The organism is Bradyrhizobium murdochi (assembly GCF_000472965.1).
Classification (GTDB): Bacteria; Pseudomonadota; Alphaproteobacteria; order Rhizobiales; family Xanthobacteraceae; genus Bradyrhizobium; species Bradyrhizobium murdochi.
The window spans coordinates 149,067-171,117 of the sequence record NZ_AXAU01000002.1 but is presented as its reverse complement, the minus strand read 5'-3'; the positions used below and the strand labels follow the sequence as shown (position 1 = coordinate 171,117).

The following is a 22,051-nucleotide window of genomic DNA, read 5'->3' as shown; positions in this document are numbered from 1 at the left end:
AAAGGTGCACTCGCTTCGTCCCCTCCTGGCCCGAAGCGGGCAGGCTGGCAGGTGGCTTCGATGTCACCTTCCGGGGAGGCTGACCACGGCTTCGAGGCCGGTAATGCCGGCTCATGACCCCAACCGGACGCTGCGCGCCCCAAGGCCGGAACAGTGGTATCCTCCGTCAAACGCGATGGGACGGTTCAACGAAGCGGCGGACCCTCAAATGGCACCCTTCGCAGTGCAAAATCCGCGTCTCACCCCAAACATTCTGTCTTAGGACTGCAACCCCCTGAAACCTTTCAGGTCTTTGCGGTGTTGACTTTTGTGAGTTCTGCGCGCTGGACGCGGACGGAGCCGTCCGCGCCCTCACCGGGAGGAAGGCACCATGACGCTTACGAGCATTCGGGATTGGAGCGAGGCCATGCTCACATCCCTTGCGGCCGCGATGGCCGTATTCTTCGCCGCCATTCCCAAGATTCTTGGCTTTGCCGCGATCCTGATTATCGGCTGGATCGTCGCGGCCTTAGTGGCAAGCGCAATCGCGGCGGTGCTTCGGCGAGTCCGCTTCAACGAACTATCCACGCAATCGGGGTTCACCGGCTTCGTTCATAACATGGGGCTGGAGACGGATGCCTCGGGAGCGATTGCCCTCACGGCGAAATGGTTCATTAGGCTGATTGCGCTTGTGGTTGCGTTCGACGCTTTGGGTCTACCGGCTGTTTCGGACGTGTTGCGACAACTCCTCTTGTGGATTCCCAACCTTGTCGTCGGAATCGTCGTTCTCGTCATCGGTGGCTTGGCGGCGAATGCCCTGGGCAACTTAGTCCGAGGCGCCACGGCACAGGCCGACCTCGGCAATCCCGACCTCCTCGCCAAGATTGCAAAGGTCATGGTGTGGGCCTTCGCCATCGTCGTAGCCGTGAACCAGATCGGTGTTGCACAAACGTTGGTCAACGCGCTGTTCACGGCTGTCGTCGGCGCATTAGCTCTCGCGCTCGGTCTGGCCTTCGGGCTCGGTGGACGAGACACCGCAGCCGAGATAGTCCGTCGATGGTACGACTCGTCGCAAGATGTTGCGTCGAAGCTCGATGAAGCCGCTGAAGCCGGCCGTCGCTTGGGCGAACACACGGCAGGTACTTCCCAACCGCCGCGCCAGTCCAGCGGGTGAACATGATGATCCCGGAAGACGCCAAGGCGACGATTGAGCACGTTCCGCAGAACACTGGACGCAATGGTGCCGTCGATCTTGTTGCCAAGATGCACGAGTTCGGCGTCTTCTCGCATTCTGCCGCCGCCAGAGAGCTATACTGCAGCTCGAACGGGGACCGCTGGTACCTTGTCCGTGACGCTGACAGAGTTTCTGTTGTGCACGTGCCCAACGTCCCTTCCGGCGGACGCACAGAGAAGTTAGAGATCAGGGAATTCTTAGCGCGAGGCGGCGGAGGCGGACCGGAGGATCAAGAGTTGCTGCGTCTCATTGGGACGCTGGTGGAGGCTACTTAACCACCAGGGCGTCGCTGCTGCCTTCATTTCTCTGCTGCGCCACCGGCCTGGCCTCCAATTCCGCGGGACAATGGTGCGAGGGGGCCTTGCCGAACCTAGTCGGGGCTTCCAATTAGCGGGAGTGGCACTCTTTACAGGGGCAGCTACGCGCGCAGTCACGAGTATAAGCGAAGCGGACATTGTTTCGAGGTGCTGTCCTCAAAGGGACTCACATAGAGACAATGGCTCGGTGAGTTCGCGGCCATCATGGCGTACATCGGAGGTCTCATGCGATTCATTCTCCGTGTTCTCGCCGCAGCCGTGGTTCTCGTCTTCTATCTGCCCGTGATCTCGGGAATCACGCTTGCGATTGCTGATGCGACTGGCGGGTTGCCGGGCACTCTCAGCGGCTGGTGGAAGCATATCGGCGATGTGATCGCCGAAGGCGCTGGCTTTTCTGCAAGCTACAAAGAGACCATGTTCACTATATGGGGCATCGCCGCGCTGCTCAGTGTCATCGGTCACACACTGCTTTCGATTTCGAGGGCGTGGATGCATCGATGAGGAATTTCGGAAACCCGCTACTTGCCTTAACGGAAGCCGAAGGGAATGACTGCGCGGTCGTGCGCCAGATCGCTCGCGGCCTGCGAGGTTTTCCGCTTGTGGCCCATCGCGTCATTTCGCGGCGATGCAGCACTTCCGTCGCTTTCGGACCGAGGCGGACATTGAGCCACGCGTACGAAACCGGATCTGAGTATCCGTCCGTTCACCTTGACTGCCGCTGCGCGCGGATATCGCCGATTATGTCGGCAATGACGGCGCCCATCACCAGAGCGCCGCCGGCGCCGACCCGTAGTGTGGGCACCTCGCCGAATCCCGCCCATACCCAGAACGGCATCAGCGGCGTCTCCAGCGTGGAGATCAGGGCGGCCTGCCCGGAAGGCAGCAGCCGCGAACCGAGGAAAAACAGCGTGAGGCCGAGGGCGACCTGAAAGCATCCGAACATCGCGAGAACAAACAGGTCGAACCACGTTATTGCAGCTATTCCGTGGGCGAAGGGAATGCTGATAACGCTGCCCAGCATGTTCGACATCGCCGCCGCGGCGACCATCGATGTATTCCTGTGCCGCCGTACCATGACTGTCATCGCAGCGATCGCCAGCGCCATGAAGCAGGCGAGGCCGATCCCGAGAATGTCGGAACCGGCGCGTGCGTTACCGACGATGATCATGACGCCGCAGAGTGCCACGATACTTGCGAGCATGGTTCGCAGTTGCGGGATTTCCCGCAGCCATATCCAGGCCAGCCCCGCCGCGAGGAAGGGACCGGTCGCGATGATGATGGCTACATTGGATACATTCGTGAGCTGCAGTGAAGGGATGAAGGCGATCATCGCCAATGTCGAAAACGATGCGACAAGCCAGCCGTTCTTGTCCATCCTGGCCAAATCTCGCAGGCCGGCACGCCCTTGCAACAGCACCATCAACAACATGATCAGGCCGCCGCCGAATAATCCGCGCCAGAACAGGATAGTCCAGGAGTCGTAGGGAAGCAGCCTTGTAAAGAGCGGCGCCGTGCTCCAGGCGATGGCGGCGGCGGCGACCAGGGCAATGCCTAGGCGATGCTGGGAGCGCGTCTCCGTCATCAGGGAATCAATCCGGGCTGGGGGTGAGGCTTCGGCCGATCAGCTTGCCGACGAGCGGCGCGGGATCGTCCGGGATCGTGTCGCCCCGCCAGGCGACGTGCTGGTCGGTGCGCGCAAGGATGAGGTTGTGGCCGCCGGGCGGCGGCGCTTGGTCGCCGGATACATCGACGATTTCAAACGGGACGCCATTGGCGCGCATCGCATCGGCCAAGGGCGCAACCACAACACCCGGATCGTACCGCAAAAGCGTGTAGCCCGGACCCAACGCATCATAGACCGGCCGTCCGTCCGACAGTTTCGCGAACGGAAGCCGGCAGCCCGGAGTCGAAGACGGCGTGAAGTCCGCCATCGTAAAGCCCGGATGCTCGGCGCCGTCATAGGCGATGATCGGGGAGCGATCGTAGAAATAGCCGAAATTGAGGCCGGCGCAGCAATATTGCTGCACGTTCAAATCATAGGCCGCTTGCCCGACCTGCTTGCGGACGGCATCGCCTTCCGGCCCCGGCTGTTCGATTGCATCAGGAACGGTGCGGCGCTGGCTCAAGACCTTGCCCGCCATCTCCATCGCAAAGCGCGACACCTGTTCGGTGATGGGCAGGCGCTCGGCCTCATAGGCGTCGAGGATGGCGATGTCGGCCCATCCTTCCAGATAGGCCGCGAGCAGCCATGCGAGGTTGGTTGCGTCTGCGATCCCGGCGTTCATGCCGTAGCCGGCATAGGGCATCCACAGATGGGCGGCATCGCCGCAGATGAAGGCGCGTCCGTTGCGAAACCGGTCGGCGACGAGGCGGCGGCCGACCCAGTCCTCCTTGCTCAGAATCTCGTATTCGAAATCGGGGCCGACGCCGAGGATGGCGCGGATCGAGGCATCGCGATCGACGGATTCGAAAGTCTCATCCTCGCGATTGAGGTGATTGTGGATCAGCCACTGCTCGCGGCCGTCGATCGCGACCACCGTGCCGCAGCGCCGCGGATTGAGCGACAGCGTCATCCAGGCGGGCCGGTCCATCAGGCCGAGCAGGGCGGGCGCGCGGATGTAGGTCGACTGCACGCGCTGGATGATCGGCGTTCCCTGCAGATTGGCGTCGATCGCCTTGCGAACCAGCGACCGCGCCCCGTCGCAGCCAACGATAAAATCGGCGTGAATCTGAAAGGTGGCTCCGGTATCGAGGTTGCGGACGGTTGCAACGATGCCCTCATCGACTTCGCCGAACTCCTCGAATGCGGTGCGGTTCAGAATCTGCAGCCCGTCGATGGCGGCGGCGTGGGCGAACAGCACGGGTTCCATATAGATCTGATTGATGCGGTGCGGCGGCTCGGCCGTCGGCCAACCGGTGTCTGGCCCGCCGGTGGCGGTATAGCGATCGCGCCGGCAGGGAATGAGGATACGCGAGAGCTCGATACCCGTTGCCGTGGTGCGGTAAGAGCAGTCGTTCGGATAGTCGGCCGGCAATCCGGCGTCGCGCAGCTCCTGCGCCAGGCCGAGCCTGCGAAAAATCTCCATCGAGCGCGACGAGACGTGGTTGCATTTCACGCTCGGCGGCTCGCCGGCGGCGCGTGTTTCGACGACAGTGGCGGATATTCCCCGCGATGCGAGGTCCATTGCCAAAGTGAGACCAACCGGACCGCCGCCGACCACGAGAACACTGGTCTTCACCATGTCACCTGCCACCTTGTCGCTTGCTGCGTGGGGACGATCATGCATTACTGAGCCCCACAGAGATCATCGGGGGACCTCAATGTTTCCGTCGATCCGGCAAGGCATGATCCGCGCCCTTGTTGTTGTTTTGTCGCTGTCGTTGTCGGCGATTGAAGCAGCAAACGCATATCCCGATCAACCCATCAAGATCATCGTGACGTTTCCGCCCGGCGGCAGTGCCGACATCGTCATTCGCGCCCTGCAGCCGCTGCTTTCGGAAACGCTGCGTCAGCCTATTGTCATCGAGAACAGGGCGGGCGCGGGCGGCAATATTGGGATCGGCGCGGTGGCGCAGGCAGCGCCTGATGGCTACACGCTCGGCGTGGCCGCAGCCGGCGTGCTGACCGTCAATCCGCATCTCAACCGCGCGGCGATGGCGTTCGATCCGATCAAGGACCTGGCGCCGGTCACCCTGCTGGCGGAAATCTCGTTCGTGCTGGTGTCTTCGCGACAATCGGCCATTGCCTCTGTCGCCGATGTCGTTGCCAAGGCCAAGGCTCAAACGGCGGGTCTGTCGATCGGCCATGGCGGCAACGGCACGGCGATGCACCTGACGTCGGCCTTGTTCAACCAGAAGGCCGGCGTCGGAATTCAGTTGATCGCCTATCGTGGCACCGCGCCGGCGACGACGGATGTTCTTGCCGGCCACGTGCCGCTGGCCGTGCTGGATATTCCTGCATCCAAGCAGTTGATCGGCGACGGCAAGTTGAAGGCGCTCGGAGTCTCCGCCGCGAAACGCGTGGCCTTCCTGCCCGATGTTCCGACGCTGGCGGAGCAGGGCCTCTCTGGATTCGAATCCGTCGGCTGGTTCGGCATCGTCGCACCCGCCGGCACGCCGCCCGACATCGTCAAAACGCTGAATGCCGCCTTCGTGAAGGCGCTGAGCGATCCCGCGGCGATCGAGAAAATCCGCGTTCTCGGCGCCGAACCCGCGCCCACCTCGCCCGAGGCTTTTGCAAAATTTATCCAGAGCGAAAGCGTGAAATGGGGCAGGCTGATTACCGAGGCCGGGATCAAGGCTGAATAGGGCACCGGCCACGGCTTGCAGGCTCAACTCCGCGCCCGCTTCTCCACATTCGCGATCCGTGCTGGCACGCCGAACTCCTTGCGGCAGACTTCGGCGAGCACGGCGACGCCTTCGCGGATCTGTTCATGCGAGGGACTTGCGAAGCACAGCCGCAGTCGGCTGCCGGCATAGGCCTTGTCGGTCGACCATTCAGGCCCCGGATTGATGGCGACGCCGGCGACAAGCGCGGCCTGATAGAGTTTTAGCGTGTCGACATTGTCGGGCAGTTTCACCCACAGGAAGATGCCGCCCTCGGGCTCCTCGAATTCGGCCGAGGTGCCGAACTGCTCGCTGAGCGCTTCCATCAGCGTGTCGAGCTTGGCGCGCAGGCCGCGCGTCAGCTTCGGCACGTGGGTCGAAAAATGCGGCGCGCAATACTCGGCCAGCACCATCTGCTCCAGCGCGCCGCTTCCGGCGTCGGTCTTCAGCGCCAGCATCCGCGACATCATCTCCCAGGGTGCCACGATGAAGCCGACCCGCAGCGCCGGCGCGATCGACTTCGAGAACGAGCCGATGTGGATGACGCCGCCATGCTTGCTCATGGCGTAGATCGCGGGCGGACGTTTACCGGCCCAGACCAGGTCGGCGTAGCAATCGTCCTCGAAAATCGGCACGCCATATTGCTGCGACAGTTTCAGCATCTCGGCGCGCCGCGTCTCCGGCAGGATGCTGCCGGTCGGATTCTGCACGGTCGGGATGGTATAGATGTATTTCGGCGTGATGCCGCGGCTTTTGTGGTCGGCAAGGGCTGCCGCCAGCGCATCCATCCGCATGCCCTGCTCGTCGAGCGGGATGCCGATCGCCTTGACACCAAGCCGCGTCAGCCGGGTCAGCGCGCCCTGATAGGTCTCCTGCTCGACCAGCACGGTGTCGCCGCGCGCCAGCAGCGTCTGGTTGACGAGATCGAGCGCCTGCAGCGAACCGGAGACGATCATGATATCGTCGGCAATGCAGGCGATGCCGGCATCGCGCTTGAGTTTCGCACTGAGGAATTCGCGCAAGGGGCGATAGCCCTGCGGGCCGCTGGCGAGGCCGTAGGTCGCGAGCGTCTTGCCCTCGCGCCGGAGCACGGTATTGACGGCGTCGATCAGGCCATCGACCGGAACCTGCTCGGGATCATTGTTGCCGCCGACGAAGCTGTATCTGGCAAGGCCGGTCCACCGCGCTGACGGCGCCGGCAATCCGGCGGGCAGCAAGGGCGCAAAATCGAAGGAAGCGGTAGACATGAATGTTCACTCCATCTTGTTTCTTGTTGAGAGGGCCGACCGGGCGGCTCCCTGTCTCGTCGTCGTTCAGCCTGGTTCTCGCCGACGATCCTGATCGGCCTGGCTGATGAACGCATGATGAACGGCGCCGACGCCGCCGACCATCAGCGCCTCGATCGTGGGCTCGCTGATCTCGCCCGTGGCCGCCCATTCGCCCACGAAATTGGCTCCCGTTCCGCCGCGCACGTCGTTTGCGGCGATGAAGACCTCGACGGCCGCAAACGCTTTTAACGTAATCGGGGACTTGAGGTAGCTCCCCACCATCTTGCCTGATGTGTCGAAATAGGCGATCCGCTCGGGGATCAGGGGGCGGGAGTGTGCGAAATTCTGTTCGATTCCGTCTGCGGTCCGGGCGCTGGCAATGAGGGCGTACGGGATCGACAACGCGGCCAGAATCGCGAGAAAAGCCCCCATTCTATGGCTATGACACATTGAATGTTTGACCCTTGCGCCGGGGCCTCTAGGTTGCAAAAGGGGGAAATCCGGAACCATGCACGAGCTTATTCGCGATATCACCTTATGCATCCTGTTCGCCTGGGTGCTCGGCCTGTTGGCGCATTTTTCCCGGCAGCCGCTGATTTTGGCCTACCTTATCGCCGGGTTCTTCATTGGTCCATTCGGCATGAAGTGGGTCGAGTCCCAGGATTCGATCACCGTCATCTCCGAACTCGGCCTGATCTTCATGCTGTTCATGATCGGGCTGGAAATCGACCTGAAGAAGATCGTGCGCGCCGGAAAAGTGATCCTGTTTGCCGCGGGCGGGCAATTGGCCGGCGGCGTCCTGCTCGGAATATTGTTCTTTATCGGGATCGGCCTGTCGATGGGGAGCGGGCATTTCGACGCGCTCTATCTCTGCATCGCCTGCGCGCTGTCGAGCACGGTCATCATCGTCAAGGTACTGTACGAGAAGCGCGAGCTCGACACGCTGCCCGGGCGGATCACGCTCGGCGTGCTGGTGCTGCAGGACATCTTCGCGATCCTGTTCCTGGCGGTGCAGCCGAGCCTCGACAATCTGCAAGTGAGCGTGATCCTGTTGTCGATCGCCCGGGTCGGCGTGCTGGTGGCGACCGCGCTGGTGCTCAGCCGCTATGTGCTGCCGTGGCTATTCCACCAGATCGCGCGCCGGCCCGAGCTGATCCTGCTCGGCGCGCTGGCCTGGTGCTTCCTGATCGGCGAGATCGCGGAGAGGCTGCACCTGTCGCGCGAGATGGGCTCGCTGGTGGCTGGCGTATCGCTGTCGACATTCCCCTATGCGCTCGACGTCACCGCCAAGGTGACGACGCTGCGCGACTTCTTCATCACGCTGTTCTTCGTCTCGCTCGGCATGACCATTCCGATCCCCGGTGCGTCGGTGATCGGGCTGGCGCTCGCAATCGCGGCCTTCACCGTCGCCAGCCGCATGGTGACGACGTTCACGCCGCTTTATCTGATGAAGCAGGGCCTGCGCGCGAGCCTGTTGCCGGCGATCAACCTGGCGCAGATCTCGGAGTTTTCGCTGGTCGTGATCCAGACCGGCGTGCTGGCACACCATATCAGCCCGGAAACGTCGAGCGCGGCGTCGTTCGCCTTCGTGGTACTGGCGGTCCTGAGCACCTTCGTCATGGGCCGCAGCGACCAGGTCACGCGCGGCCTGATCGGTCCGCTGAAGCGGATCGGGCTCCGCGACCTCGATCACAAGCATGAGGCCGACGGAGGGCACGAGGGCGGGCACGGGGAGGCGTGCCGGATCGTCATTCTCGGGTTCTTCCGCGCCGCCAGCGCGCTGATTGCCGAGATCGAGCGCCTTACTCCGGCGGTGCTGGAGCAGATCACCGTGATCGACTTCAACCCGCTGGTATTTAGGACCTTAACGGACCGCGGCATGCACGTGGTCTATGGCGACATCAGCAACGTCGATACGCTGGTGCATGCCGGGGTTGGCAAGGCGGAGCTGATCATCCTCAGCATCCCGGATTCGCTGTTGAAGGGCGCCGACAACGAAAAGCTGGTCCGGCACGTCCGCTCGCTCAATCCGACCGCCAAGATCGTCGCCACCGCGGAGATCCTGGCCAACGTCAACGACCTCTACAAGGCCGGGGCCGACTACGTGACGGTGACGCGGCTCAGCGACGCCCACGAACTCTACAAGGTGATCGAAGCCGCCCAGGCCGGGCTCCTGGAGGACAAGCGCGCCGAGACCGACGCGCTGCTCAACGAGCGCCGCGAGGTGCTGCCGTAGAGCCTGACGAAATTAGGTTTGACTGCGACCACGAATAAGGTGCACTCCCTGTCCCGCTTGTGGGGGAGGATTGGGGTGGGGGTGCCCCGCGGGCGACACTGCCTGAGTGGAAAGAGCCCCCACCCGGCGCTTTGCCATAGCCGAGGCTTTGCCTCGGCGTCTCAGAGGACGGCCACCGAAGGTGGCCTACGCCTCCCCGCAAGCGGGAGAGGCTGCGGCCAAATCGATCTAAACAAAAATCAGCATGCTAGCGGCAAAAGACGGGCGCCGCGGGCTGACTTCTCCGGCAAGGCGGCATATCTACGTCAGATCGGGACGAAACCAGCCGATGCCGCCGGGCGGAAATCGTCGACAATTTATCCCGCTTCAGCACCGCCGCAGCATGGCCGCTTCGCGCCCACCGGCAGCGGCCTGCCCCGCGTATTGGCGCTGGCGCCGGCCATGGAGTCCGGCTAATGCACTGCCTGAACCGAGCGAGATTTGACGAGATTTTGAGAAATGGCCGATAGCATCCAGGAAGTTCTGCAAGCCTTTGCCAAAGGCGAACTCGTCGTCGTCACCGATGATGACGATCGCGAGGGCGAGGGCGATCTGATCGTTGCGGCTTCGCTCTGCACCGCGGAGAAGATGGCATTCATTATCCGCCACACCTCCGGCATCGTCTGCGCGCCGATCACCACCGACGACGCCAGGCGGCTGCGGCTCGATCCGATGGTGGCGCATAACGAGTCCAATCACACCACCGCCTTTACCGTCTCGATCGACTACAAGCCCGATGGCGGCACCGGCATTTCGGCGGAGGAGCGCGCCTCCTGTTGCCGCGCGCTCGCCAATCCCAATGCCGGCGCCAATGATTTTGCCCGGCCCGGTCATATCTTTCCGCTGATCGCCCGCGACGGTGGCGTGCTGCTGCGCTCCGGCCATACCGAAGCGGCGGTCGATCTCTGCAAGCTTTCCGGCCTGCCGCCGGTCGGCGTCATCTCTGAATTGATGAACGACGACGGCACTGTGATGAAGGGCGAGCAGGTGATGAAATTCGCCGCCGCCCACAAGCTCAAGCACGTCACAATCGCTGACATGATCGCCTACCGTCAGGCGCGCGAAAAGTTGATCGAGCGGGTCGCAACGTTTACCACCGACAGCCCGATCGGTCCGCTGCAGGGCTATGCCTATCGCTCGCCCTTCGACGAGATCGCGCATGCTGCCTTCGTCTATAACGGCATCGGCGACGGCAAGAACGTGCTGACGCGCTTGCACAAGCCCAATATCGTCAAGGATCTCTTCACCGGCCAGGCGCGGATGCAAATCGTGCTCGACCATTTCAAGAAGGCCGGCCGCGGCGTGCTGGTTTACTTGCGCGACGGCGCGGCCGGAGTTCCCGTCGAGCCGGTCGGCGAACAGAAAACGGCAGAGGCGGACAGGCACCGGCAATGGCGTGAAGTCGGCGTTGGTGCCCAGATCCTGCGCGATCTCGGCATCACCTCGATCGTCAATCTCACCTCGTCGGTGCACGACTATAAGGGATTATCCGGTTTCGGCATCGAGATCGTTTCCAACGAAAAGTTGGAGTAGTCGTCATTCCGGAATGGTGCGCGGGCACCATGTCCGGGATCTCGAGATTTCGGATTCATGCTTCGCATGCCCCGGAATGACGTGGTGAAACATTTGCGCTTCTGCCGATAGCGCATTAATTTGTCGACAATTTCCATGAGGACAGTGATGCGAAAGGGATTTTCATGAGCGTGCGCCCTCAAGCCAAGGACAAGCCGGCGGCGGCTTCCTTCCAGTGGGACGATCCGTTCCTGCTCGACGACCAGCTCACCGAAGACGAGCGCATGATCCGCGATACCGCGCGTGCCTATGCGCAGGACAAGCTGTTGCCGCGTGTCATCAATGCGTATCTGGAAGAGAGGACCGACCGCGAGATCTTCAACGAGATGGGCGAACTCGGCCTGATCGGTGTCACGCTGCCGGAAGAATATGGCTGCGCGAACGCGAGCTACGTCGCGTATGGCCTGGTGGCGCGCGAGATCGAGCGGGTTGATTCCGGCTATCGTTCGATGAACTCGGTGCAGTCGTCGCTGGTGATGTACCCGATCTACGCCTATGGCGACGAGAACCAGCGCAAGAAGTACCTGCCGAAGCTTGCCACCGGCGAGTGGGTCGGCTGCTTCGGCCTGACCGAGCCGGATGCCGGCTCCGATCCCGGCGGCATGAAGACCCGCGCCGAGAAGGTGTCGGACGGCTATCGCATCAGCGGCAGCAAGATGTGGATTTCCAACGCACCGATCGCCGACGTCTTCGTCGTCTGGGCCAAGTCGGCCGCGCATGACAACCAGATCCGCGGCTTCATTCTCGAGAAGGGGATGAAGGGCCTGTCGGCGCCGAAGGTCGGCGGCAAGCTGTCCTTGCGCGCTTCCATCACCGGCGAGATCGTGATGGACGGCGTGGTGGTGCCGGAGAGCGCGCTGCTGCCCAACGTATCAGGCCTGAAGGGACCGTTCGGCTGCCTCAACCGCGCCCGCTACGGCATCTCCTGGGGTGCAATGGGTGCGGCGGAAGACTGCATGCACCGCGCACGGCAATACACGCTTGACCGCAAGCAGTTCAACCGGCCGCTAGCGGCAACGCAGCTCGTGCAGAAGAAGCTCGCCGACATGGAAACCGAGATTGCGCTCGGCCTTCAGGCCTCATTGCGCGTCGGTCGCCTGATGGACGAGGGCAAGATGGCGCCGGAAATGATCTCGATCGTCAAGCGCAACAATTGCGGCAAGGCGCTCGACATCGCCCGCGTCTCGCGTGACATGCACGGCGGTAACGGCATCCAGATCGAGTACCACGTGATGCGCCATACCGCGAACCTGGAAACCGTGAACACCTATGAAGGCACCCACGACGTCCACGCCCTGATCCTGGGCCGGGCAATCACGGGGATACAGGCGTTTTCGTAAGCCACTTGCTCGTCATTCCGGGGCGATGCGAAGCATCGAACCCGGAATCTCGCGCCGTATTCTTTTCCCCACCTCGGGATTCCGGGTTCATCGCTGCGCGATGCCCCGGAATGACGCCAAGAAGAAAAACATGGCCGACAACGACGACATCCCGTTCAATCGCGATTTTCCGCTGAAGCCTGGCGTCGTCGATGAAGTGCGTCCGGACATCCGGCGTGTCCTCTGCAACAATCCGAGCCCGTTCACCTTCACCGGCACGGTCAGCTACATCGTAGGCAAGGGCAATGTCGCGATCATCGATCCCGGTCCCGATGATGATGCGCATGCCAAGGCGTTGCTCGACGCCGTGCGCGGCGAGACGGTGACGCATATTCTCGTCACCCACACCCACCGCGACCATTCGCCGAACACGGCGCGGATCAAGGCGGCCACCGGTGCGCCCGTTTATGCCGAGGGGCCGCACCGCGCCTCGCGGCCACGCTTCGAGAGTGAAAAGCACAATCCGGAATCTGGCGCTGACCGCGATTTCCGGCCCGATATCCAAGTCAAGGACGGCGACGTCGTCGAAGGGCGGGGCTGGGCGCTGGAGGCGGTTGCAACCCCCGGCCACACGGCCAATCACCTGGCGTTCGCCTGGCCCGAGCGAAAGATCAATTTCGTCGGCGACCACGTGATGGGCTGGTCGACCTCGATCGTCGCACCGCCGGATGGATCGATGAGTGACTACATGGCCTCGCTGGCGCGGCTGGAAGCCCGCGAGGAGGATCTGTATCTTTCAGGCCACGGGCCGGAAATTCCGGAAGGGCCGCGTTACGTCCGTTTCCTAACCCGGCACCGCCAGGCCCGCGAGGCCTCGATCCTGCATCGGCTCGCCAAGGGCGAGGCCGACATCCCGACCATGGTCCGCGCGATCTATATCGGCATCGACCCGCGGCTGACGAATGCCGCCGGCTATTCCGTGCTGGCGCATCTGGAAGACCTGGTCGCCCGCGGGATCGTGGCGACCGATGGCGATCCGGTGATCGGCGGGACGTACAGGATGGCGTAGGGGCGAATAGCGAATGGCGAGTAGCGAATAGGGAGGGGCCGCCTGGCTGCTATTCGCCACTCGCCATTCGCTATTTTTTCACGTTCTTCGCCTGACCCTTTGCCGGCGTCTGCGGCTTCTTCGGGGCCGCCGGCTTGGCGTTATCGACGGCGGCGTTGATGTCCTCGATCAGCTTTGAGACGCGCGCGGCGTTGCTGCCGAGGTCGCTTTCGAAATAGCGCGAGGAGGAGCGGATATCGACGCGTGAGTCGTCGCCGTCGGGCGTGATGCGGATCGAGATGTCCTCGCGGAATCCCATGATCGGCGTTCGCGCCACCGCCTCGATGCGGGCGATGCGGCGCGGCGGCTGCGGCGGCCGTTCGTCGATCACGAGCCATTTGCGCTTGTTCACCAGCGCCAGCGTCACCTCATAGGCCCGCTGCGGGGGCACTTCGAGTTCCACGGTCTCGATGTCGGGATAGGCGATCCGCTGCTGCTCGGCCGAATAGAGCCCGGCATAGACCGCGGAGTTGGCGCCTTCGCCGCTGCGCAGCCGCGCCAGCGCCTCGAAGCGCGGCGGATCGATCGGATCGGTGGTGATGTCGTGGATCGGTGGCAGCTTGCGGTATTGCAGAGCGAGGTAGGCCGGGTAGGCGAGCAGAAGGGCGCTGATCAGGAACGCCAGCACGATCCGGCCCATGCCGCGCGAGCCGTTCTGCCAGATCGCGGCAAAGGCGGCGAGGCCCACCAGGATGGAAAGCACAGCCAGACCGAGCGCGCCGAAGAACGTCGCCAGCGCGGGTTTTACCTCCAGGAAGCCGAAGCGGACGATGATGATCGACACCACCACCGCGACCACGGCGAAGATGGCGAGGTTGCGCGACCAGGTGGCGAGGCTGGACACGGGCTCCGACTGGTAAGGAGAGGAAAACCTTCGGGCCATCGGTGAATCTGCCGGGTTTCTGAAATCTGTGTGGCTGGCGGGGCCGGCTGCAAACTCGCAAGCTTGAGACCACGGCGTGGCGCGAATTTCAAGTTTGCAGGCGATACTAATCGGGCAAATGCGCTGCGTGCAGCAACCTCTTGGGTAACCATCCCTGTAAATTGATTATTAGTTGTACATTGAAGTTAGTCCAATTTTCGTCTACCTCTCGCCGCTGGGTTGTCGTATTTGCCGCAACACGGGACTGTCCTGCACGGGACACCGGCGAACGTCAGCCAAAGGGGGAACGGCGGGCGTCAGCCGGAAGCGCTGCAGGATGATCTCAACTCTTGGTCCTTGTTGCGGGCGGAGTCGCAAAAAAATTGCGGTTGCGCCCCCGGAGTTCTAGGATCGCATAGGGCGCAATCGGCATACGTCCGCGGGGCTGGCGGAAGGCCCCATGAGGGCGAGTGTTCAGTATGAGTGATGCAAAGCACGAACGATATGTCGGTCCGAACGATCCGGCATATTATGCGCCGCGTGAGCAGAGGGAACGGACGAGCAGCGATCAACCGGGCACGATGCTGATGCAGAACGACGACGGCTGGCGTCCGCGAATGCCAACTGAAGGACCGCCCTTGCAGCCCTTCAGCAAGCCCGCACGCCGCCAGGATTCCGAAATGTTCACCAAAGCCGTGGCCCAGGCCATGCAGGAGGCGAGGGAGACCGCGCCGGTCGAAGCGCCATCCGTGCTCCGCGACCTGTCGGGACGCCGCGCGCTGTTCCAGCAGGTCATCCGTTTTTCGATCGCCGTGGCGATCGCGGCGAGCATCGCGACGCTTCTGGTCATGGCCATTCCGTCGTCGCAGCGCCCGGCCAACCAGGATAATGCGTCGCTCTCGGCCGCCTGGCAGTCGGTGAAATCGTCGGTGCTTCCGGCGCCGCAGCCGCAGCCAGCGAGACGTACGGCGACCTTAGCCGTACAGGACGGCAGCGGGTTCACCAACGATCCCGTGCCGCTCGGGATCCACGTCGGCTCTCCGCCGCCCGACGCCTACGTATCCATCAATGGAGTTAATGCCGGCGCACGGCTCACATCCGGCAAGCGTGTCGGTCCGAGCGAATGGCGCGTGTCGGCGACGGAGATTTCCGGCGTTTCGGTCATTCCGCCGGATGGCTTCACCGGCCAAATGCTGGTGACGGCGGAACTGCGTGACGGCAATGGCGTGGCGCTCACCGGCACCTCCACGCGACTGACCTGGGCGCCTGTGCCAAGGGCCCCTGTCGCTGCGCCGCCGGTTGCCGCGCCAGCCCCGGTCGTTGCCGCAGCGCCGGTCGCCGCACCGCCGCCGCCGGTCGCCATGGCCGCGGCCGCGCCGCCGATGCCAGCCGTGCGGCAGCAGGCGGAAGTCGTGCGAAGCCTCGATCCGAAGGAAATCGCTGCCCTGATCAAACGCGGGCAGGACCTGCTCGCCGCCGGCGACGTGCAGTCGGCGCGGCTGGTGCTGATGCGTGGAGCGGAAGCACAGGATGCGCGCGCGGCGCTGCTCGTCGGCTCAACCTACGATCCGGCGCGGCTCAGGCAGATGGGCGCCGATGGCCCGCTGGCGGACGTCGCGCAGGCCCGCATCTGGTATCAGCGGGCAAAGGAATGGGGCGAACCCGACGCGCAGCGACGTCTCGACGCGCTGGCGCTCTCGCGCTGATCTTGGGCGGGCGTGTTGCACGCCGCTTGACTAAGTTTTTGAGGCCGCTGCTTAAGGGGGGTATACGCAGCGAAACCCGATATAGACAGCGTAGAAATCGGCTGATTTCCACTGCACGGCTGTCGATTGCGTGTTGTCCGCACCGTACCACCACGAGCCGCCGGCGGTCAGAGCGTCGTCGCCCCGGCGATCCGCAAGCCATTCCCAGACATTGCCACCCATATCGTAGAGTCCGTTCACACCCTGCTTGGTGGTGCCGACCGCCGCATGGCGCGGCCAGCGATCCCTGCCGGATGTGTTCATACCGTCAGGGCTGTCGCCGACAGGATAAGGATAGGTACGCCCCCTTACGAAACCATCGGCAGGATTGGCGCGCGTTTCAGTGTAGGCGGCACCCGCCCACTCCTCCAGTGTGGGCAGGCGTCCGCCAACAGCAGCGCAGAAATCGCGCGCTTCGCCCCACGACACATGTACGGCGGGCTCATCCTCGGCGCCCGGTTGTCCAAATGGCGCTGACCACGTCCAGCCGGTGCGACGGGTCCAGCCATCCGCGAATTCGTATCCGCCCCCGGCCCGTTCGGCCGCGGTCGTTAGAGCCCTGTCGGAGGTGAATTTGCGAAACTGGCCGATCGTGACTTCGGTTCGGTCGATGGCAAATTTGCCAAGATTCGCGCGACCGCCGGATTCGGCGAGTGCAATGCTGGCCACCGCCGTCAATCCACATCGAAAAGCAATCCAATGCCATTTCATGTGCGAACTCGCTGCTAGAGCGTTTTCCAGCGAAGTGGACACCGGTTCGCGTCAAGAAAACGCGTCAAAACAAGAATCTAGAGCCTAGTTCTGATTCAATCAGAACCGAAAAGGCTCTGGCTTTCCGCATCAAGTGAGGAGTGGCAGACGCACCGCGCCTGCCACTCCTCGGTTAGCTCATCCGCTGGCGCACTGCCGCCTGCGAACGACGAATGACGCCCTGATACATGCCCTGCTTGTCCGGATACCATTGCATCGCCGCAAGGTTGGTGAAGCCAGCAATGCTTTCCATGTGCCGCGCCATCCGCTGCCGCATGGATTGATCCGGTTGGGGCCCGCGCAGCGCGCCGACATTCTCGGCCGCGTGATCCGGGTTCGAGGTCGCGGCAAGAACCGTCGTCACCGCTGGATGGCCCATCGCCCATTTGATAAAGAACTGGGCCCAGTTCTCCGCAGCTATGTCGCGGGCAAATTCGGGCAGCGGCCGGCCATCGACGATCTTGTGCAAGCGGCCCTTTTCCAGCGGCATATTTGTCAACACGCCGACGCCCTTGTCCATCGCCGCGCGAAGGATGCGCTCCTCGGCGTTGCGGTTGAAGATCGAGTAGTTGACCTGGATGAAATCGACCAGATCCTTGTCGATCAAGCCCGCAAGCATGGGATGATAGTCATTCTCGTGGACCGAGGCGCCGACGTAGCGAATCCTGCCCTCTTTCTTCCACGCGCGCAGCAGGGGCACGATCGCGTCGACGTTGACCAGGCTATGGCAGTGGAATAGGTCGATCTTGTCGCGCCACAGCCGAAGCCTCGATTGCTCCATACTGGCCAGCGCGTGGCTTTCGTCGGCGAGGTAGTCGCCGGTCGACCAGATCTTGTTGCTGATGAACATACGGTCGGCCATGCTCATTGCGTTGAGAAATGCGCCGACGCTGACCTCGCTCGTACCGTACAGCGGCGACGTGTCGATCACCCGAACCCCCGCATCGACATACGTTCTGGTGACTTCGCGCAGCGCGTCGCGATTGCGGCCCGGCAGCAGGTCGAACGTCAGAAACGTTCCCAGCCCGAGCGCAGGAAGACTTTCGTTGGTGCGGCCAATCGTTCGCGTCAGCACCGGCCCGGTTGCGGTGGTACGCGCCGCGCCGCCTGCGGGCGCCTGGGCATTGGCGACTGAAACGCCAATGGCCGTTCCATGCCCGGTCGTTGCAGCGATAGCGCCCATCGCTGTGGCCGCGCCGAGAAAACGGCGGCGGTCGGTCATGAGCGCGGAATCCCGAGGTGTCTTATCCATGGGCCATCTCCCTTGATGCGCCCTGCGGCAAACGGCAGGGTCGCTTGCCGATAGAAATGACTGTCTTCTTGATTTGTCGTGCGGGTTCCTGACCCGATCTGTCCGATCCTGACGCGACCGCCAGTTCCAATTGCGCGACCGGCTTGTAACAAATCGCCGGTTCCGGGATTTTTGTCGTGTAGCCAGGAAGTCATCAGGAGATCACCATGCAAGGTCATCCTGTGGAAGACACTTCGACGATCGAGAGATTGAGTTCCCGGCCGGTGGGCTGGCGGCGCGCGCAGTGGGCGAGCGGCGCATTTGAAACGGCGCATCGCCCGATGACGTCCATCGTCGAAGGTCGCATCCTGTCGCCCAATCATCTCATCATGGCGACACTATCAGGTGGCGCCGACAGGCATGAGATTTCGGCCGATGGCGGGCATCGCTATGACGGCCCTGATCTTCCGTCGACCATTTCATTTCTGCCAGCGGGTTGCGAGCGGCGGCTTCGGCTGCACAATGTGGAATGGCGATGGGCAGCCATCGCACTCGATCCGGCAAAGCTTTCGACGACGGCCCGCCCATCGATCGAGGCGCTGGGCCCGCTGTCGGGTTCGGAAGACAGCTTCGTCTGGAACATGTTGGCGGAGTTCGAGCGGCTTGATGCGCTGGAAGGCGGCCTCGACGCCACCTACTGCGACACGATGACTTTGGCTCTTGTTCTCTACCTCGCCCGACGCTACGGCGGCGCGAGGGTGAAAGATCCGTCGATCAGGCTGCCTGCGTGGCGGCTGCGGCGGGTCACCGAGTACATCGACGCGCATTTGGGCGCGCCAATACGAGTTGCCGAGCTTGCCGATCTTGCACAGCTCTCCGAAGGCCATTTCCATCGCGCGTTTCGCGAAACGACAGGACGGACGCCGCTGGAATTCGTCAATGCAAGGCGCGTCGCGATGGCCAAGCAACTGCTCGCGAGGACGGAGCTTTCAATCGCGCAGATGGCGCTACGCGCAGGCTTTCTCAGTCCCGCACATTTTGCCCGCATCTTTCGTTCCATGACCGGCCAAAGCCCGTCCCAATATCGACGCTCATTCCATCTCTGACACAAATCTTTCGAAGACCGGCCAGGTCCGACGGCAAGCATTTCGGCTCGGCTGGACCGTCCCTCCCGAATGGGAGGGACGGAATTTTCCCTTACGCAGCCGCGTTCGGGAAGCTGTAGCTCTTGAACTGCTCGCGCAGCGCGGTCTTCAGGATCTTGCCGGTTGCGGTGTGCGGGATGCCGTCGACAAAGACGACGTCGTCGGGCATCCACCATTTCGCGATCTTGCCATCCATGAATTTCAGGATGTCCTCGCGGCTTGCCTGCTGGCCGGCCTTGAGTTGCACGATCAGCAGCGGACGTTCGTCCCATTTGGGATGGTAGACGCCGATGACAGCGGCCTCCGCGACCGCGGGATGGCCGACCGCGAGGTTTTCGAGGTCGATCGACGAGATCCATTCGCCGCCGGACTTGATGACGTCCTTGGAGCGGTCGGTGATCCGCATGTAGCCGTGCTGGTCGATGGTCGAGACGTCGCCGGTGTCGAAGAAGCCTTCGTCATCGAGGATGTTGGTGTCGACCCGGTAATACCCCTTGGCGACCGCAGGGCCCGCCACCTTGAGGCGGCCGAAGGTCTTGCCGTCCCACGGCAGCTCCTTGCCGGCATCGTCGGTGATCTTCATCTGGACGCCGAACGGCGGGTAGCCCTGGGTCTGCAGGATGTCGAGCCGTTCCTCGCCGGTGAGTTCGGCGAATGGCGGCTTCAGCGCGGCGACTGTGCCTATCGGGCTCATCTCGGTCATGCCCCAGGCGTGGCGCACACGCACGCCCATGTCGACGAACGCCTTGATCATCGTGCGCGGCATCGCCGAGCCGCCGCACACCACGCTCTTCAGGTGAGGCAGCTTCAGATTGTTGGCCGACATGTGGTTCAGCAGCATCAGCCACACCGTCGGCACGCCGGCGGTATGGGTGACTTTCTCGGTGTCCAGCAGTTCATAGACCGAAGCACCGTCGAGCTTGGCGCCGGGCATCACGAGCTTGGTGCCCATCGAAGGCGCGGAGAATGCGATGCCCCAGCTATTGGCATGGAACAACGGCACCACCGGCAGCATGGTCTCGGCGGCACTGGTGCCGAGCGCGTCGACGTTGTTGGCCATCAGCCCGTGCAGCACGTTGGAGCGATGCGAATACAATACGCCTTTGGGGTCGCCGGTGGTGCCCGAGGTGTAGCACATCGCGGCCGCGGTATTCTCGTCAAAGTCCTTCCACGTGAACTTGCCGTCCGCTTCCGCGATCCAATCCTCATAGGCGACCGCGTTCTTCAGCGTAGTCTGCGGCATATGCGCCTTGTCGGTCAGTACGATGTAGCGCTCGACGCTCGGCAGGTTGGCCGCGATCTTTTCCAGGATCGGCACGAAGGTGGTATCAGTGATCACCACGCGGTCCTGCGCGTGGTTGATGATCCAGGCGATCTGGTCGGGGAACAGCCGCGGGTTGACGGTGTGACAAATCGCGCCGATTCCCATGATGCCGTACCAGCATTCGAGATGGCGCCAGGTGTTCCAGGCGATGGTGGCGACACGGTCACCGAGCTTGATGCCGTCGCGGTCGAGCCGCTGCGATACTTTCAGCGCGCGTGCATGAATTTCGGCGTAATTGGTGCGATGAATGGGACCTTCGACCGACCGCGTGACGACCTCTTGCGTGCCGTGATACTTCGCCGCGTGTTCGATAATCCGATGGCAAAGCAAAGGCCAGTCTTGCATCAATCCGAGCATACGCACTTTCCTCCGATGGTTTGTTTATTGCCGCACGACCCGCGAACGTTATTGGCGGATCGGGGTTAAGTTCATGGAATTGAAATGAACTTTACCGCGCAGAAAGCAAGCCGAAAATGGGCTAATGGTGCCTTTGGCCGCATTGCAGCGGCAATGGTTACCGCTGCGGCCGCGGCGCTGTTGATTGGCATGCCAGTCGAGCCGGCCTGGGCGGCGAAAACCTCGCGCGCCGCGCCGTGGGACGACCTGTTCAGGGATTTACAGCCGCGTGCGCGAGGAAAGGCGCGCCGTGTGGCTGTGCCGCTGCCGAGGCCGCGTCCCGTTGAGGCGCCGTCTGCCGAGCCTGAGAAGCCGGCCGAGAAGGAGCAGGCGTCGCCTGAGAAAGACAAGGCCAAGGAGCAGGCGGTGCCTGCACCGCAGCCCACGCCACAACCTTCCGCGTGCCGCCTGGCGCTGACGGACGAAGTCGCCATTGCGCCCAGCATCCCGGACATCCGCGGCGCCAACGGCTGCGGCGGCGAGGATCTGGTGCGGCTCGAGGCGATCGTGCTGCCGGACAAGCGGCGGGTGTCGGTGAAGCCGGCGGCAATACTGCGCTGTACCATGGCGTCAGCGCTGGCCGCCTGGATCCGCAACGACATCGCGCCGCTGGCGGAGCGCCTCGGCAGCGCCGTCTCCGATCTCGACAATTTCGACTCGTTCGAGTGCCGCGGCCGTAACCGCATCGTCGGCGCCAGGCTCTCCGAGCACGGCCGCGCCAACGCGCTCGACGTGCGCGCCTTCAAGCTCGCCAACGGCCGCCTGATCTCGTTGACCGACCGCACGGTGCCGCGGGAATTGCGCGAGACCGTGCTGCATTCAGTCTGCGCCCGGTTCTCGACGGTGCTGGGCCCGGGCTCGGATTGGTACCATGAGGACCACATCCATCTCGATCTGATGGAACGACGCGGCAATTACCGGATCTGCCAATGGGATGTCTGGGACCCGCTGCCGCAGAGAGCGCCGCTATTGCCGGCCGAACGGCCCGAGGAAGCGCCGCCGCGCGAGGTCGCCGCCAAACCCGACGACGCCAAGTCCGACGCGAACAGGTCTGACAAGCCTGATGCGAACAAGTCTGGTGCGAATCCCGCTGCGGCCAGGCCGGACGCTGAATCGAATGGCGAGAAATCGGAAAAGGCCGATCCGGCGCGCGAGCAGAAGCCCGCAACGAAGAAGCGCCGGAAAAACCGGCGCTCTTAG

At 63.1% G+C, this 22,051-nt stretch carries 18 protein-coding genes; 10 read left to right on the top strand and 8 right to left on the bottom strand.

What is annotated here, in order from left to right:
* Positions 1–430: 430 nt before the first annotated feature.
* Positions 431–1,153, top strand: coding sequence for a mechanosensitive ion channel family protein (locus YUO_RS40195; RefSeq protein WP_198028006.1), 723 nt, complete (start codon positions 431–433; stop codon positions 1,151–1,153).
* A gap of 602 nt (positions 1,154–1,755) precedes the next feature.
* Entirely contained in the window at positions 1,756–2,031 is a 276-nt protein-coding gene (locus YUO_RS0108295; protein ID WP_156908546.1) for a hypothetical protein, read from the top strand.
* Positions 2,032–2,233: 202 nt separating this feature from the next.
* Here YUO_RS0108295 and YUO_RS0108285 read toward each other — a convergent pair whose 3' ends face one another.
* Both YUO_RS0108285 and YUO_RS0108280 read right to left on the bottom strand, forming a co-directional pair.
* The gene (locus YUO_RS0108285; protein ID WP_028346832.1) at positions 2,234–3,112 is read right to left on the bottom strand and encodes a DMT family transporter; all 879 of its coding nucleotides are present in this window, start codon (positions 3,110–3,112) and stop codon (positions 2,234–2,236) included.
* Between the two features lie 7 nt (positions 3,113–3,119).
* Positions 3,120–4,817, bottom strand: coding sequence for an FAD-dependent oxidoreductase (locus YUO_RS0108280; RefSeq protein WP_051379318.1), 1,698 nt, complete (start codon positions 4,815–4,817; stop codon positions 3,120–3,122).
* A gap of 34 nt (positions 4,818–4,851) precedes the next feature.
* On the opposite strand from YUO_RS0108280, the gene YUO_RS0108275 reads away from it, so the two are divergent.
* Positions 4,852–5,838 carry a Bug family tripartite tricarboxylate transporter substrate binding protein gene (locus tag YUO_RS0108275; protein ID WP_028346830.1) on the top strand — a complete coding sequence of 329 codons (987 nt, stop codon included), beginning with the start codon at positions 4,852–4,854 and terminating at the stop codon, positions 5,836–5,838.
* A 23-nt stretch (positions 5,839–5,861) separates the two neighbouring features.
* Here YUO_RS0108275 and YUO_RS0108270 read toward each other — a convergent pair whose 3' ends face one another.
* Both YUO_RS0108270 and YUO_RS40185 read right to left on the bottom strand, forming a co-directional pair.
* Positions 5,862–7,103: an aminotransferase-like domain-containing protein gene (locus YUO_RS0108270; protein WP_028346829.1), complete on the bottom strand. Its 1,242-nt coding sequence runs from the start codon at positions 7,101–7,103 to the stop codon at positions 5,862–5,864.
* A gap of 66 nt (positions 7,104–7,169) precedes the next feature.
* Positions 7,170–7,556 (bottom strand): DUF3124 domain-containing protein, encoded by a 387-nt coding sequence (locus YUO_RS40185; RefSeq protein WP_063830280.1) that lies wholly within the window; start codon positions 7,554–7,556, stop codon positions 7,170–7,172.
* A gap of 76 nt (positions 7,557–7,632) precedes the next feature.
* Between YUO_RS40185 and YUO_RS0108260 the strand changes: the two genes are divergently transcribed.
* The 4 genes from YUO_RS0108260 to YUO_RS0108245 all read left to right on the top strand — a co-directional run bounded on the left by YUO_RS0108260 (position 7,633) and on the right by YUO_RS0108245 (position 13,359).
* A complete protein-coding gene (locus tag YUO_RS0108260; protein ID WP_028346827.1) occupies positions 7,633–9,360 on the top strand; it encodes a cation:proton antiporter in 1,728 nt (575 codons plus the stop codon).
* A 498-nt stretch (positions 9,361–9,858) separates the two neighbouring features.
* The gene (gene ribB / locus YUO_RS0108255; RefSeq protein ID WP_028346826.1) at positions 9,859–10,932 is read left to right on the top strand and encodes a 3,4-dihydroxy-2-butanone-4-phosphate synthase; all 1,074 of its coding nucleotides are present in this window, start codon (positions 9,859–9,861) and stop codon (positions 10,930–10,932) included.
* A 164-nt stretch (positions 10,933–11,096) separates the two neighbouring features.
* Positions 11,097–12,311 carry an acyl-CoA dehydrogenase gene (locus tag YUO_RS0108250; protein ID WP_028346825.1) on the top strand — a complete coding sequence of 405 codons (1,215 nt, stop codon included), beginning with the start codon at positions 11,097–11,099 and terminating at the stop codon, positions 12,309–12,311.
* 130 nt (positions 12,312–12,441) lie between these two features.
* Positions 12,442–13,359: an MBL fold metallo-hydrolase gene (locus YUO_RS0108245; protein WP_028346824.1), complete on the top strand. Its 918-nt coding sequence runs from the start codon at positions 12,442–12,444 to the stop codon at positions 13,357–13,359.
* 70 nt (positions 13,360–13,429) lie between these two features.
* On the opposite strand, the gene YUO_RS0108240 is transcribed toward YUO_RS0108245, so the two are convergent.
* Entirely contained in the window at positions 13,430–14,281 is an 852-nt protein-coding gene (locus tag YUO_RS0108240) for a DUF1499 domain-containing protein (RefSeq protein ID WP_028346823.1), read from the bottom strand.
* A gap of 659 nt (positions 14,282–14,940) precedes the next feature.
* Between YUO_RS0108240 and YUO_RS43710 the strand changes: the two genes are divergently transcribed.
* Positions 14,941–15,966 carry an SEL1-like repeat protein gene (locus YUO_RS43710; RefSeq protein WP_235782658.1) on the top strand — a complete coding sequence of 342 codons (1,026 nt, stop codon included), beginning with the start codon at positions 14,941–14,943 and terminating at the stop codon, positions 15,964–15,966.
* A 51-nt stretch (positions 15,967–16,017) separates the two neighbouring features.
* On the opposite strand, the gene YUO_RS0108230 is transcribed toward YUO_RS43710, so the two are convergent.
* Both YUO_RS0108230 and YUO_RS0108225 read right to left on the bottom strand, forming a co-directional pair.
* Entirely contained in the window at positions 16,018–16,716 is a 699-nt protein-coding gene (locus YUO_RS0108230; protein WP_051379316.1) for a formylglycine-generating enzyme family protein, read from the bottom strand.
* A 172-nt stretch (positions 16,717–16,888) separates the two neighbouring features.
* Positions 16,889–18,007 (bottom strand): aldo/keto reductase, encoded by a 1,119-nt coding sequence (locus tag YUO_RS0108225; protein WP_028346820.1) that lies wholly within the window; start codon positions 18,005–18,007, stop codon positions 16,889–16,891.
* Between the two features lie 206 nt (positions 18,008–18,213).
* On the opposite strand from YUO_RS0108225, the gene YUO_RS0108220 reads away from it, so the two are divergent.
* Positions 18,214–19,092, top strand: a complete 879-nt coding sequence (locus tag YUO_RS0108220) for an AraC family transcriptional regulator (protein ID WP_028346819.1) — start codon at positions 18,214–18,216, stop codon at positions 19,090–19,092.
* Between the two features lie 91 nt (positions 19,093–19,183).
* Here the strand turns inward: YUO_RS0108220 and YUO_RS0108215 are convergent, their stop codons facing one another.
* A complete protein-coding gene (locus YUO_RS0108215; RefSeq protein WP_028346818.1) occupies positions 19,184–20,812 on the bottom strand; it encodes a fatty-acid--CoA ligase in 1,629 nt (542 codons plus the stop codon).
* An 84-nt stretch (positions 20,813–20,896) separates the two neighbouring features.
* On the opposite strand from YUO_RS0108215, the gene YUO_RS0108210 reads away from it, so the two are divergent.
* A complete protein-coding gene (locus YUO_RS0108210) occupies positions 20,897–22,051 on the top strand; it encodes an extensin family protein (protein ID WP_028346817.1) in 1,155 nt (384 codons plus the stop codon).